Source organism: Brucella sp. NBRC 12950 (assembly GCF_030268145.1).
Classification (GTDB): Bacteria; Pseudomonadota; Alphaproteobacteria; order Rhizobiales; family Rhizobiaceae; genus Brucella.
This window is the reverse complement of the sequence record NZ_BSQC01000002.1, coordinates 241,876-255,560: the sequence shown is the minus strand read 5'-3', so window position 1 is coordinate 255,560 and position 13,685 is coordinate 241,876. Positions and strand designations below refer to the sequence as shown.

Genomic DNA, 13,685 nt, shown 5'->3' with positions numbered 1-13,685 from the left:
CAGGAATAGCAAGGCACCATGATTAAAGCGCTCATCAACACCCGGTCTTATTACGCCCCGCTCATATAGCGGTGGTTTTGCTTTGTCATAGTTCAACCGCTGCATTGCCAGCGGTTTAGTTTGAAGACGGTGCCTCTGGCGATCCAGCCATTCAGAGGTCAGTCTATGTCTTTCGACGAAAATCATCAGCAAAAAACAATCGGCATTATCGGCTTTGGTGCATTCGGGCAGCTTATCGCCCGTTACCTCAGCCCTTATTACCGGCTGTATGCTTATGATCCTGTCGCCAGACTGGATAATGTTGCAGGCGCGCTCTCCGTAACACTTGCGACAATCGAAGATACAGCCGGTTGCGACATCGTTATTCTGGCAACACCCGTATCAACCCTTGAAGGCGTTGTTAGAGCTATCGCGCCGCATCTGCGGCCCGGCGCGCTGATTATGGATGTCGGATCGGTGAAGGTTGGCCCCACCAAAATCATGCTCAATGGCCTGCCGGATTATGTCGATATTGTCGCCACGCACCCGTTGTTTGGTCCGCAAAGCGCACGCAACGGGATCGCTGGTCTGAAGATTGCCATTTGCCCGGTTCGCGGCAGGCAAGCGCTTTGCATCGGCGCATTCTTGCGCAAGCAACTGGCACTTGATGTGATTATGACAACGCCCGAAGACCATGATCGCGATGCGGCCATGGTTCAGGGGCTCACGCATCTGATCGCTAAAGTGCTGGTGCAGATGGAGCCGTTGCCAACGCGTATGACGACGAAGAGCTTCGATCTCATCATGCAGGCAGTCGGCATGGTGCGCCATGATGCACCAGAGGTTTTCCATGCCATCGAACGTGCAAATGACTTCGCACCGCAAATTCGTCAGCGCTTTTTTGAACTGGCTGCTAATCTGAATGAAGAGCTCAGCCGAGTCTCTCAAGCATGACTAGAGCAACCTTTATGCGCCCCTTTTGGGTACATAAAGGTCGATCTAACACTTTATATTTACAGCATAATTTTATCTTAAACTGATTCAAGTTTAAGGAATTCTGCTGTATGGCGTCCTGTTCCAAAGCAATAATGGAAGTTGAAATCATGTATCGCGATACACTTTACCTTTTGCAGCCGGGGTTTGAAGACCCGGCCTATCCCGGACAAAAATTCTATTGCGAGCATTGCGCCTTGATGGAAGGGGTTCTGGCTTCCTTTCCCGAACTCGGGAAAGACCTCGACATCAAGCGGATCGCCTGGCCGCGTCCAAGGCATGAAGTCATTGCTCTTGTGGGGGAAGAAAACCAGTCATTACCTTTGTTCATATTGACGAAAGGTGATCGCTCGTTCCATCAGACCGGCGAGAATGAAGGCAATGCTTTCGTTTCGGACAAAGACGCTATTCTCGCAGTTCTTGCCGAGCGGCATGGTTTCCCCAATCCGCATCCATAATCAAAGGTTCACACCATGAGCGGCAAAATACTGATCAGCGCCTGCCTTGCGGGTCATCCAGTCCGTTACAACGGATCGGCAAAGCCGCTTGCACATCCACTTGTCGATAAATGGCGTGCCGAAGGGCGACTCGTGACAGTTTGCCCCGAATTGATGGCGGGATTCAGCGTGCCGCGCCTCCCTGCAGAAATCGCTGCGGGAGGCGATGGTGAATCCGTTCTTTCCGGGAAAGGCCGCGTCATTGAAGAAACCGGCGGCGATGTAACCGCACAATTTGTCGCCGGTGCTCGGGCAGCACTTGCCGTGGCACAAGCAAATGATTGCCGCTTTGCTCTGTTAATCGATGGTAGCCCGTCTTGCGGCAGTCGCACGATCTATGATGGCAAATTCATCGGCCAGAAGCATTCTGGTGCCGGTGTCACTGCCACTCTTCTTCGCGGCCATGGCATTGAGGTTTTCGCAGATACGGAAATCGAAGACCTTTGTATTCGTCTGCAAGCCTTAACTTAGTTCACCCAAAATCCACTCACGAAAAGCCCGGACTTTGGGCATGTTCTTTCGCGCTTTGGGATAGACCAGCCAATAGGCCTGTCCATCATCGCAAAGAAGATCAAAGGGTTGAATCAATTGCCCTGATGCCAGTTCAGCCGCATGAAACGCAGGCGTCAGAATACCCACGCCCTGCCCGGCTGCAGCGGCTCGCCCTTCCAGATGCTGCGCGCCATACCGGCTGAATGCGTTGCCCTTGATGTCGGGGGTTTCAATTCCGGCAGCCTTATACCAGATTTTCCACCATGGATCAGTGGGGTCAACGGCGCGAAGACGCAACAGGTCAGCCGGTTCTTTAATACCTCCGACCGACTCAATAAGCTTGGGACTGAGCATCGGCGAAAACTGCGCTTTAATCAGCTCATGTGAGATCATGCCGGGCCATTCACCACGCCCGCTGCGTATGGCCATATCGACATTTGAGGTTGCGAAATCGACCATATCATTCGATGTATCCAGCCGTACAGCCAGCGCCGGATGCCGCATCTGAAACGATCCTAATCGCTGCACGAGCCAGTTTGACGCAAAGGTCACCACAGCGCTGATCGTCAAAACGCCCTGTGTATCTTCGCGTGCCGATGCAAAGGCGGCCCTCATGGTTTCAAATGCGTCATTGATCGCAGGAGCGAGACGCTTGCCCAGTTCGGTCAATTCCACCTGGCGCGGCTTTCGCAGAAACAGCGGTGCGCCGACACGCTCTTCCAGCAATTTTATCTGATAGCTGACGGCAGCCTGAGTCATTCCAAGCTCTTCCGCAGCCCGCGTAAAGCTTGCATGGCGGGAAGCGGATTCAAAAACACGAATGGCTGAGAGCGGCGGTAAGGGCGACGTCATAATACATAAGTCCTCCTTATGCATCATAATCGACGTTCAATTGGAAAACAACGCGTTTTTCCGCCATAACTATAGGCACAGTTTAACCGACAGCCCAGCCTCCCACTAGGCTCTAAGCTCAGAAAAAATCGAGATCGACCATGCGTGATGTTGAGATCAACTCATCAGCGATTGCCGTTGTTTGCCCTGAAAAAATCGCGTCTTCCGGCCTGCGTGCGTGGATTGCACGCTTGTTCAAGCGGAAGCCGAGCCATTACGTCATCGGCGAAAATTCGCCGGAATATCTGCTGCGCGATGTGGGGATCAAAGAAGGACGACCATCCCGCTTTGACCCTGCAGGACACAAGCTGCCTGAATGGTGAAAATTATCTGTTTTTATGCGTTTCCAGCAAAACCGCTTCGCACTTTTGCTGGAAACGCTTTTAGCCGCTAACCACCGCAAAGCCACGCGCTTTCAAACCCCGCCGGTCCTCGCGCAGATTGTCGATCAGGCGTGACCGGCTTCCTCCAAGATGCGATGCCATCAGAGCTGTCGCTTGCGACGCATCTCCTTCCCGCACTGCATCAAGAATAGCGCGATGCTGCTGCCACGCACGCGCCAGCGCGTCCGCGTCGCGCACTTCAAGCCAGCGCGCGCGTGACAGCCGCTGCATAGCATCGCGAACACCACGGCTCAGAAATTCATTGCCGGAAAGTCGCGCGAGTTCGATGTGAAAATCCATACCCACACGATGCCATTCCTCGCGTGTGCTTGTGGCATCGCAACTGTTGAGCATTTCGGCAATTGCCTCCACACCACTGCGATCTTCCATCGCGCAAGTGACGTTGAGGGCGGCAATCTCCAGCGCCTCGCGATAAACGCCGATCTGTTCAATCTCGGCGAGATTGATCGGTGAAACAGTCCAGCCGCGCCCTTCCCGCCCGACAAGCCCTTCCGCCTCAAGACGCAAAAGCGCTGCGCGGATCGGCGTGCGTGAAGCATTAAACTGCGCTTCGATCCAGCGTTCGGTCAGCCGCTCGCCCGGCCCCAGTTCAAGGCCGAGGATCATATCACGTAGCTGTTCTTCGACTTGACGCATCTGTGACATTGGACCCTCAATAATTCTGGCGCGCAACTAATTGACAAGCCGTCAGGACAGGCGCATGTGTGTATTCCGTTTTGGTATCCCAAAATGGCATACAATGCAATCACGCATAAAAACACGGAACACAGCATGAGCACCCAGCACGCCACAAGCGGCGGCAAGGCTACAATCAATGCGGATGCGAAGAACGCGACCGTCACAGACGAAATTCACGAACGCTACTGGAAGCAGAACCTTCTCATCTGCTTGATCGGTTCGTTCACCACGCTCGTTGCCATGTCGCTGCTTCTGCCGTTCCTACCGCTTTATGTTGAACAATTGGGCGTCGCCGATCATGCCGCTATCGTGCAATGGTCCGGCATTGCCTATGGCGCGACCTTTCTCGCAGCCGCGATTGTAGCTCCGTTCTGGGGCAAGCTCGGCGATCTTTATGGCCGCAAGCTGATGCTGATCCGGGCGAGCCTTGGCATGGCTATTGCCATGTCGCTGATGGGCATGGTCACAGATATCTGGCAGCTCGTCGCACTCCGCCTGTTCGTCGGGATTGCAGGCGGCTATTCGTCCGGCTCCATGATCCTCGTCGCGACCCAGACACCAAAGGATAAGACCGGCTGGGCGCTCGGCGCACTTTCTGCCGGCATCATGGCTGGCAATCTGGCTGGGCCTCTGCTGGGTGGCGCGCTTCCACCGCTGATAGGCATCCGCGCAACCTTCTGGCTGGCTGGCAGCGTGATCTTCCTGACCTTCCTTGCAACGACATTTCTGATCCGCGAAGATCGCAAACCACCCAAGCGAAACAAGGAACAAAAGAAGCAATCGATATGGGCAGCGGTTCCCGACCGCAGACCCGTCGTTGCCATGCTTGCGACCGGCATGTTGTTGATGTTCGCCAATATGTCGATCGAACCGATCATCACAGTCTATGTCATGCAGCTCATGGATGACCAGACCAAGGTCACTCTGATTTCCGGTGTCGTGATGGCAGCAGCAGCGCTCGGCAGCATCCTGTCGGCCTCTCGTCTTGGGCGTCTGGCAGATCGTATCGGTCATACCCGTGTTATCACTGGCGCTTTGGCGATTGCCGCAATCCTGCTGATTCCGCAGGCTTTCGTAACCGAAGCCTGGCAGCTGATCGGTTTACGCTTCCTGATGGGCTTGGCTCTGGGCGGCCTTTTACCTTGCATCAGCAGCGTCATCCGGCACAATGTGCCTGACCGTGTTGCAGGCAGCGTGCTTGGCCTCTCTGTTTCAGCCCAATATGTCGGGCAGGTTGCGGGTCCGGTCGCCGGTGGCTTTGTCGGTGGACGCATGGGTATGCCGTGGGTGTTTATCGGCACCTGTCTCTTGATGGCGATGGGCGCGCTTTATAACTGGATGGTTTTACGCAGGGCTTCACAGAACTGACGTATGGCGGGAATAGTAAACCCAACAATTGAATCCTTTTTGAAAGTCTGACATGACATTCCAACCATTCGCGCCCTTCGATGCACTGGCAGAACAGCTTCTGCCGGACGCCCTGGAGGCAAACGCCGACGGCTCCCATGATCTGTCCCACATTGCGCGCGTATGGAAAAATGCTGCTGCAATTCAAAAGGCCGAAGGCGGCGACGCGGAAATACTCTTCGCCGCCGCCCTGCTCCATGATTGCGTGAGCGTCGAGAAGAATTCGCCGGATCGCTATCGCGCATCAGGACTGGCCGCTGAAAAAGCGTCCAATCTTCTGCGTGAGCTTGGATGGAATGAAGAACGGATTGCCGCCACCGCCCATGTGATCGAGGCACACAGCTTTTCGGCCAATATCGAGACGCGCACGCTTGAGGCAAAGATACTGCAGGATGCGGACCGACTGGATGCGATTGGGGTAATTGGTGCCGCGCGCTGCTTTTATATTGCAGGCCGCATGGGCAGCGCACTTTACGACAGCAACGATCCGATGGCCGAAAATCGCCCGTTGGATGATAAAAGCTATGCGCTGGATCACTTCCGCACCAAGCTTTTCAAACTTGCCTCCGGCTTCAAAACTGAAACCGGAAGCCAGATGGCGGCGGCACGCCACGAGAAACTGGAAGCGATATTCAATGACTTCCTGAGCGAAGCGGGCTATTAAATCGAATACCCGCCATCAACATTGAGCGCGGTTCCTGTCACCATCGATGATGCATCCGATGCCAGGAAAAGTGCGGCTTCGGTCACATCTTCCGGTTTGGAGAAACGGCCAAGCGGAATGGTGGCTTTCAGACCTTCACGCGCCTTTGGGGTATCTTCCGCCAGGAACAATCCTAAAGCCTCACCCTCGCTTTCGGCGGGGCAGATGCAGTTGACGCGGATATTCTTCTCAGCAAGTTCAAGCGCCATCGCCTTGGTGGCGCTCACAACCCAGCCTTTGGAAGCTGCAAACCATGTGAGGCCCTTGCGTGGACGATTGGCCATCGCCGATGCGGTATTGATGATGACACCCCCGCCCTGATGTTCCATGATCGGCACGACAAGCAATGTCGAATAATAAATCGCCTTCATGTTGACCGCGTTGATGAGATCGAAATTGTGCTCATCCACCTCCGACAACGGCATGTTGCGATGCGTGAAGCCGGCATTATTGATCATGATGTCGATACGACCAAACTTATCAAATGCTGCACGCGCCAGCCGCTCCATATCATCCTTGCGCGAAACATCAGCCTGCACAGACAATGCATTCTCGCCAATATCGGCTAGCTCGTCTTCAAGGCGCTTCACATTGACATCAGCCAGCACAACCTTTGCACCTTCGGCTGCAAATCGGCGCGCAATGGCTGAACCGAAACCCGATCCCGCACCTGTGATGATCGCAACCTTATCCTGCAGCCTCTTCATGTCATTCTCCTTTTGCGGATGAGAGATATGATCCGCCCGTCAAACCATTAAAAACTTTGTTCAGCACAGCTGTGTTCATGCCTGCATGTGGCTCTATGTTGAACATGTCATCTATGCATATGCGGTTAACCGGAATGCAAAGACAGCTGTAATTGGCAACATTCGCGAGAATGTTATATTGGACGGTTGAATTTAAATCGATTAGATTATAGACAAAGGCTGCACGAAAATCGCAATCTGCTATTAGCACAGTGATTTGCGTCAGAAGTGGAAGAGAGCAATATATGACCAGCCAGATAATACCGGTAGAGCCCTTCGATTGTATCGTTTTCGGCGGTTCCGGCGATCTTGCCGAGCGCAAACTGATTCCTGCGCTTTATCAGCGCCAGCGTGCAGGTCAGCTCAGTGAGCCGACGCGCATCATCGGTGCTTCGCGCAGCGCCATGACCGATGAGGAATATCGCAAGTTTGCCCGCGATGCGATTAACGAGCATGTCAAAGCTTCTGAAATCGACGCCAAGGAAGTCGAGACTTTCATTGCTCGCCTTACCTATGTTGCAGTCGATGCGAAGTCAGAAGACGGCTGGGCCGCTCTGAAAGATGCTATCGGCAAGAAGCCTGAAAAGATTCGCGCATTCTATCTGGCAGTTAGCCCGACGCTGTTTGGCGATATTGCAAGCCGCCTCAAGTCGCATGGGCTCATCACCCGCGACACGCGCATAATCGTTGAAAAGCCGATTGGCCGCGATCTTGAATCCGCCAATGCGCTGAACGACACCATCGGCAGCGTTTTCCGCGAAGACCAGATTTTCCGTATCGACCATTATCTTGGCAAGGAAACTGTTCAGAACCTTATGGCTCTGCGCTTTGCCAATGCTCTTTATGAACCACTGTGGAATTCCGCGCATATCGATCATGTGCAGATCACGGTTGCCGAAGCCGTCGGCCTCGAAGGTCGTGCAGGCTATTACAACACCGCTGGCGCGCTTCGCGATATGGTGCAGAACCATATTCTGCAGCTTCTCTGCCTCGTCGCCATGGAGCCGCCTTCGTCGCTCGAAGCCGATGCCGTGCATGACGAAAAGGTCAAGGTGCTGCGTTCGCTGAAGCCAATCACCACGGCCAATGTCGAAGACGTTACGGTTCGCGGTCAGTACCGCGCCGGTGCATCCGCAGGCGGCCCTGTTAAGGGCTATCTCGAAGATCTCGGCAGCGACGACAGCAACACCGAAACCTTTGTTGCGCTGAAGGCTGAAATCGACAACTGGCGTTGGGCTGGCGTTCCTTTCTATATGCGCACGGGCAAGCGTCTTGCATCGCGTGTTTCGGAAATCGTCGTCACCTTCAAGCCGATCCCGCATTCGATCTTCGGTGAAAATGCTGGCAAGGTCGTCGCCAACCAGCTCGTCATCCGTCTGCAGCCTGATGAAGGTGTGAAGCAGTGGCTGATGATTAAGGATCCGGGTCCGGGCGGAATGCGTCTTCGTCACGTTCCGCTCGACATGAGCTTCGCCGAGTCGTTTAATGAACGTAACCCGGATGCCTATGAACGTCTAATCATGGACGTTGTTCGTGGCAACCAGACCCTGTTCATGCGCCGCGACGAAGTTGAAGCTGCATGGCGCTGGGTTGACCCTATTCTCAAGGGTTGGGATGTGAACAACCAGCAGGTTCAGGGCTACACGTCAGGCACATGGGGTCCGTCGTCTTCGATAGCTCTTATCGAGCGTGACGGACGGACCTGGCACGAAAGCTGATAAAGCAAAGACCCGGAGACGTTGACAGACATTTCCGGATCAGTCTTTGTGCCAAACAGAAAGAGCGAGCGCGAATACCTGGTAGGGGGTGCTCGCTCTGTCCTGACTTGAAAGGTATGGCATGAGCATCGAACGGCACGATTTTACCAGCGGAACCGAATTGGCACAGTCGCTTTCTGAAGCGATTGCAGGCAAGCTGGCTGCCGCTATCGCCGAGCGGGGGCAAGCGACGATCGCTGTTTCCGGCGGCACAACGCCGCTCAAGCTGTTCGACATCCTGTCTCGCAAGATGATCGACTGGACGCTTGTTACAATCACACTCGTCGATGAGCGTTTTGTTGCACCGACCAGTGAGCGTTCCAACGAAAAGCTGGTACGCGACCACCTGTTGCGCGATCATGCAGGCGTTGCGAAGTTTGTGGGCCTCTATAATCCGGCGGCGACCGCAGAAACCGCTGCACTTGCAGCAGCAAATCGCATCGACGCATTGCGTCGTCCGTTTGATGTTGTTGTGCTTGGCATGGGCAATGATGGCCACACGGCTTCGTTCTTCCCGAATGCTGACAGGCTTGATCAGGCAATCGATCCCAAGACCAAAGCTGTCGTTCTGCCAATTCATGCGGAAGGTGCTGGCGAAAAGCGTCTGACACTGACTTTGCCGCTATTGGTGGAAGCAGACATGCTTGTTCTGCATATCGAAGGCGCTGCCAAGCAGGCAACGCTTGAGAAAGCACTCGCCAACGACGACGAAAATGAAATGCCGGTTCGCGCCGTGTTCCGTCACGCCCGCAAACCGATACAACTCTACTGGACAAGCTAACGGTCCTATCGAACGCAGCAGTTTGCGTTTGGGACTGTGGGTTTTATAATTAGCCACAGGCAAACCTGGCAATATTTCAGCAGGTGATACCCATGACGACGCAGACTGCACATACCCGCATCAAGGCCATCACAGAGCGTATCGTTGAGCGCTCGAAACCGACCCGCGAAACCTATATAGGGCGCGTGCGCGAGGCCGCTTCGCGCAAGCCGCACCGCTCGATCCTTGGATGCGCCAATCTCGCCCACGGTTTTGCAGCCTGCGGCTCCAACGACAAGGCGGCTTTGACCGCCGATGTCGTTCCAAACCTCGGTATTATCACCGCTTACAATGATATGCTTTCGGCCCATCAGCCGTTTGAAACCTATCCAGAACTCATCCGCCAAGCCGCGCGCGAAGCAGGCGGCGTGGCACAGGTTGCGGGCGGCGTGCCTGCAATGTGCGATGGGGTCACGCAAGGCTTTGCCGGAATGGAATTATCGCTATTCTCGCGCGAAGTCATTGCCATGGCAGCAGCCGTTGGCCTGTCGCATGATATGTTCGACGCTGCCGTCTATCTTGGCGTTTGCGACAAGATCGTACCTGGGCTGATCGTCGGTGCCCTCACCTTCGGACATTTGCCAGCGGTCTTCATTCCGGCCGGGCCGATGACCAGCGGTCTGCCAAATGACGAGAAAGCGAAGACCCGTCAGCTTTATGCAGAAGGTAAGGTCGGCCGCGCAGAATTGCTAGAATCCGAGTCAAAATCCTATCACGGTCCCGGCACCTGCACTTTCTATGGCACGGCCAACTCTAATCAGATGCTGATGGAGATCATGGGGCTGCATTTGCCCGGCTCCTCATTCGTCAATCCCGGCACACCATTGCGCGACGCGCTGACCCGCGAAGCTGCAAAGCGCGCGCTGGCGATTACCGCTTGCGGCAATGAATATACGCCTGTCGGCGAGATGCTCGACGAGCGGTCTTTCGTCAATGGTATTATCGGGTTAAACGCCACCGGCGGCTCGACCAATCACACGATCCATCTGATTGCGATGGCAGCCGCCGCCGGTATCAAACTGACGTGGCAGGACATTTCGGAGATTTCAGACGTAGTTCCTTTGCTGGCGCGCGTTTATCCAAACGGTCTTGCCGATGTCAACCATTTCCATGCTGCGGGCGGCATGGGCTTTTTGATCCGCGAATTGCTCGATGGTGGCATTTTGCATGAAGATGTTCGCACCGTTTGGGGTGAAGGTCTGCGTCCTTATGCGATTGAACCAAAACTCGGGCAAAATGGCACTGTTGTTCGCGAACCCGTTCCCGAAAAGAGCGGCGACGATAAAGTGCTGGCCAAGATTGGCGAGCCCTTTCAGCCAAGCGGCGGCATCAAGGTTCTGACCGGCAATATCGGCAATGCGATCATCAAGGTTTCCGCTGTCAAGGCGGAGCGCCATATCATTGAGGCGAGCGCAAAAGTCTTCAATGATCAGGCCGAACTGCAGACGGCCTTCAAGGCTGGCGATTTGACAGGCGACTTTATCGCAGTTGTGCGTTATCAGGGGCCGAAAGCCAATGGTATGCCAGAGCTGCACAAGCTGATGACGGTGCTTGGTATTTTGCAGGATCGTGGACAGCGCGTGGCGCTTGTCACCGATGGTCGTCTATCAGGTGCGTCCGGCAAGGTGCCGTCTGCCATCCATGTAACACCGGAAGCACTCGATGGTGGCGCAATTGGAAAAATCCGCACTGGCGATATTGTTCGTCTTGATGCCGTGAACGGTACTCTGGACATTCTCATGAGTGATGCGCTTCTAGATGAACGTATCGAACAGCGCCCCGATCTTTCAGCCAATGAACATGGCATGGGACGGGAACTTTTCCGCGCTTTCCGCAACATCGCCGGGCGAGCTGATGAAGGCGCTTCGGTCTTCTGAAATCTGACCTATTAAAAATAAAGCAAAGCGGTTTTTACGCCGCTTTGCCTCTTAAACTGACAAAAAACTCACAAAAAGGCGCAAGATACGCCTTTCAATTGCGTCAGAATACTGGCTTTTCGAAATCCACACTTCGACAAGCAGCAGTCAAAGTGTTCGCCATCAGCATGGCAATGGTCATCGGACCAACACCACCAGGAACAGGCGTGATAGCACCGGCGACATTTTCTGCATTGGCGAAATCAACATCCCCAACCAGACGTGTCTTGCCTTCGCCTTTTTCTGGCGCCGGAATGCGATTAATACCCACATCAATCACTGTTGCACCAGGCTTAACCCAATCCCCTTTGACCATTTGCGGGCGACCGACAGCCGCAACCAGAATATCGGCAGTGCGGGCAATCGCTGGCAAGTCATTGGTACGGCTATGTGCAACAGTTACCGTTGCATTGGCTGCAAGCAAGAGGTTGAACATAGGTTTGCCCACGATATTGGAACGACCAATCACAACCGCATTAAGGCCCGACAGATCACGACCGTGAATGCGTTCGATCATAATCATCGCGCCAGCAGGCGTGCATGGGACAAATGCCGTGTCGACTTCGCCGGTGCCAAGCTTGCCCACATTGATGAAATGGAAGCCGTCAACGTCCTTTTCCGGCGAAATAGTCTGGATTACGCGACCTGAATCAATGTGCTTTGGCAGTGGCAGCTGCACCAGAATACCGTGGATTGCAGGATCGTTGTTCAGGCTGTCAATCAGATCGAGAAGCTCCTGTTCAGAAGCATTTTCTGGCAGATCGTGCTGAACGGAAACAAAGCCGCATTCTTTAGCTTTCTTGCCTTTTGAAGCAACATAAACCTGGCTTGCTGGATCTTCACCGACAATCACCACTGCGATGCCCGGCACAACCCCAGTCGCGCTGACGAGCTTTTCGGTCTCACGCTTCACCGTGGAAACCACATCCTCGGCGAGCTTCTTGCCATCGATCAATTGGGCCATATCGAATGCTCCGTTTTAAACAGGCGATGCCTTGGGATACAGCGCCTTGATCCTGAAAACATGCCAATAAGCGTCATCGACTGAGATGACAATCTCAGAAAAGGCAAGATTCAGGATAAAGTCGCAAAATGGCGGAGCGTGAAGGCAATTTCATACAGAAGTGCGACGCTGACAAAGATCGCATGATAACGCCGATTATCGGTGAACATCGCAATCAGACTGCCCGCGATCAGCGCACCAACCCGAATTGGGTATTCGACCCCATAAAGATTATAGTGCTCCATGCCTTTGATAAGCGTATCGACGACATCAGCGACATAGACCAGCGCGAGAATTCCAAAGAACCATTTACGTCGTGAAAGGAAGTAATCACGATAACCGGTATATTCCTCCATGCTGTCAGGAAACAACAGCGTACAGAGCAGAAAATAGAGCCCCGCATAGAAAATGACGAAGAAATATTTCTCGAACGTCCATAGAGGAATGGTGCGCAGGCTAAACTCGAACCACCAGAAATGGATGACAGAAAGCAGGATGAAAGCCACCCACCCCAGATGAACCGGGTAAATTTTCTGTTTGCCGGGATGTTGGATGAAGCGCGCAAAACCCGTCAGGAGACGGGATACGCAGAGACCAAGAATAATCCCGATGATGATGCGAACGTGCGTGAATGCTTCCGCAGGTGGCACGCCAGTTGTTAACGCAGGATCCATCATTTCCCTCAATGCAATGTGTTCTGCATCTTGGAACAGAAAGAGAAAGCAATCAATAAATCACAATAAAATAATAAAGGAAAACGGTGCTAACTTGCGTTAACACCGCTCATTACAGAGATCAAAAACTTGAGCTTATTTGCCAAACGTTAATTGATAGAGTTCAGGAAACCTTCCCAGCTCTCCGACCAATGTGCACGGCTCTTTTCATCGGCTGAACGCACATTGCATGTCTGCAGATCGCTTTCGGGAATGTCTTTCTTAGTATTCTCGCATACCCAGACATCGTTATTCTCAGGCACAGTTGACGCTACAACGCTGACGATTTTGCCGTCTTTGAGACCGAGAAGGATATCGAAATCGGACTCTTCATTGTTGAAGGCCCAAGAGCAATACTCGTCAAAGTCCGGACGGTTTTCGTCCGGCTTGCCACACGCCTTGTCATGATCGGGAGCCAGTTTATCCATGAAGGCTTTGCCTGCAGGCGACGAAATAACAAGGTCAGCATCCGAGAGCTTGCTGATTTCCTTAACGGCCCATTCTGGACCGTTTGGCGTTTCGGCGACAGCTGCACCTGCGCTCATAACACCGGCTGCAATTGCAACCACACGCACGATATGGAAAGCTTTTCCAAGCATTTGCTCACCTTTTAAAGCAATGTTTTACAACAGATTTTATTAGGTCGTGATTATTTTCCAGAAAGAGACCTATCCATAAAACAGCAT

The 13,685-nt window shown here is 53.6% G+C and carries 15 protein-coding genes; 9 read left to right on the top strand and 6 right to left on the bottom strand.

The annotated features are described in order from the left end of the window. The first annotated feature begins 165 nt into the window (after nucleotides 1–165). The 3 genes from QSJ70_RS04175 to QSJ70_RS04165 all read left to right on the top strand — a co-directional run bounded on the left by QSJ70_RS04175 (nucleotide 166) and on the right by QSJ70_RS04165 (nucleotide 1,940). On the top strand, nucleotides 166–933 hold the full coding sequence (locus QSJ70_RS04175; protein ID WP_285534939.1) for a prephenate dehydrogenase/arogenate dehydrogenase family protein: 768 nt from the start codon (nucleotides 166–168) through the stop codon (nucleotides 931–933). A 149-nt stretch (nucleotides 934–1,082) separates the two neighbouring features. Next, nucleotides 1,083–1,430: a DUF3088 domain-containing protein gene (locus tag QSJ70_RS04170; RefSeq protein WP_215776946.1), complete on the top strand. Its 348-nt coding sequence runs from the start codon at nucleotides 1,083–1,085 to the stop codon at nucleotides 1,428–1,430. Nucleotides 1,431–1,445: 15 nt separating this feature from the next. Then, nucleotides 1,446–1,940, top strand: a complete 495-nt coding sequence (locus QSJ70_RS04165; RefSeq protein ID WP_215776948.1) for a 2-thiouracil desulfurase family protein — start codon at nucleotides 1,446–1,448, stop codon at nucleotides 1,938–1,940. Here the strand turns inward: QSJ70_RS04165 and QSJ70_RS04160 are convergent. Beyond that, nucleotides 1,932–2,813 carry a LysR substrate-binding domain-containing protein gene (locus QSJ70_RS04160; protein ID WP_215776950.1) on the bottom strand — a complete coding sequence of 294 codons (882 nt, stop codon included), beginning with the start codon at nucleotides 2,811–2,813 and terminating at the stop codon, nucleotides 1,932–1,934. The genes QSJ70_RS04165 and QSJ70_RS04160 overlap by 9 nt on opposite strands. 140 nt (nucleotides 2,814–2,953) lie before the next feature. Here QSJ70_RS04160 and QSJ70_RS04155 point away from each other — a divergent pair, with 140 nt between their 5' ends. Continuing rightward, nucleotides 2,954–3,175: a hypothetical protein gene (locus tag QSJ70_RS04155; protein ID WP_285534937.1), complete on the top strand. Its 222-nt coding sequence runs from the start codon at nucleotides 2,954–2,956 to the stop codon at nucleotides 3,173–3,175. Between the two features lie 60 nt (nucleotides 3,176–3,235). On the opposite strand, the gene QSJ70_RS04150 is transcribed toward QSJ70_RS04155, so the two are convergent. Then, nucleotides 3,236–3,901, bottom strand: coding sequence for a GntR family transcriptional regulator (locus tag QSJ70_RS04150; protein WP_285534936.1), 666 nt, complete (start codon nucleotides 3,899–3,901; stop codon nucleotides 3,236–3,238). 126 nt (nucleotides 3,902–4,027) lie between these two features. Between QSJ70_RS04150 and QSJ70_RS04145 the strand changes: the two genes are divergently transcribed. Both QSJ70_RS04145 and QSJ70_RS04140 read left to right on the top strand, forming a co-directional pair. Next, the gene (locus QSJ70_RS04145) at nucleotides 4,028–5,302 is read left to right on the top strand and encodes a multidrug efflux MFS transporter (RefSeq protein WP_215776956.1); all 1,275 of its coding nucleotides are present in this window, start codon (nucleotides 4,028–4,030) and stop codon (nucleotides 5,300–5,302) included. Between the two features lie 52 nt (nucleotides 5,303–5,354). After that, nucleotides 5,355–6,005, top strand: a complete 651-nt coding sequence (locus QSJ70_RS04140; protein WP_285534935.1) for an HD domain-containing protein — start codon at nucleotides 5,355–5,357, stop codon at nucleotides 6,003–6,005. On the opposite strand, the gene QSJ70_RS04135 is transcribed toward QSJ70_RS04140, so the two are convergent. After that, entirely contained in the window at nucleotides 6,002–6,751 is a 750-nt protein-coding gene (locus tag QSJ70_RS04135) for an SDR family oxidoreductase (protein ID WP_215776959.1), read from the bottom strand. The genes QSJ70_RS04140 and QSJ70_RS04135 overlap by 4 nt on opposite strands. Nucleotides 6,752–7,035: 284 nt before the next feature. On the opposite strand from QSJ70_RS04135, the gene zwf reads away from it, so the two are divergent. The 3 genes from zwf (at nucleotide 7,036) to edd (ending at nucleotide 11,244) form a co-directional block, all read left to right on the top strand. Then, on the top strand, nucleotides 7,036–8,508 hold the full coding sequence (gene zwf, locus QSJ70_RS04130; RefSeq protein WP_007879705.1) for a glucose-6-phosphate dehydrogenase: 1,473 nt from the start codon (nucleotides 7,036–7,038) through the stop codon (nucleotides 8,506–8,508). A 121-nt stretch (nucleotides 8,509–8,629) separates the two neighbouring features. Further along, nucleotides 8,630–9,328 (top strand): 6-phosphogluconolactonase, encoded by a 699-nt coding sequence (gene pgl, locus QSJ70_RS04125; RefSeq protein ID WP_215776961.1) that lies wholly within the window; start codon nucleotides 8,630–8,632, stop codon nucleotides 9,326–9,328. 92 nt (nucleotides 9,329–9,420) lie between these two features. Beyond that, nucleotides 9,421–11,244, top strand: a complete 1,824-nt coding sequence (edd, locus tag QSJ70_RS04120; protein WP_285534929.1) for a phosphogluconate dehydratase — start codon at nucleotides 9,421–9,423, stop codon at nucleotides 11,242–11,244. A 103-nt stretch (nucleotides 11,245–11,347) separates the two neighbouring features. Here edd and folD read toward each other — a convergent pair whose 3' ends face one another. The 3 genes from folD to QSJ70_RS04105 form a co-directional block, all read right to left on the bottom strand. Next, nucleotides 11,348–12,247, bottom strand: coding sequence for a bifunctional methylenetetrahydrofolate dehydrogenase/methenyltetrahydrofolate cyclohydrolase FolD (folD, locus tag QSJ70_RS04115; RefSeq protein ID WP_215776964.1), 900 nt, complete (start codon nucleotides 12,245–12,247; stop codon nucleotides 11,348–11,350). A 110-nt stretch (nucleotides 12,248–12,357) separates the two neighbouring features. Next, nucleotides 12,358–12,960: a hypothetical protein gene (locus QSJ70_RS04110; RefSeq protein ID WP_285535097.1), complete on the bottom strand. Its 603-nt coding sequence runs from the start codon at nucleotides 12,958–12,960 to the stop codon at nucleotides 12,358–12,360. 149 nt (nucleotides 12,961–13,109) lie between these two features. Next, a complete protein-coding gene (locus tag QSJ70_RS04105; protein ID WP_215776966.1) occupies nucleotides 13,110–13,598 on the bottom strand; it encodes a hypothetical protein in 489 nt (162 codons plus the stop codon). Nucleotides 13,599–13,685: the final 87 nt, after the last annotated feature.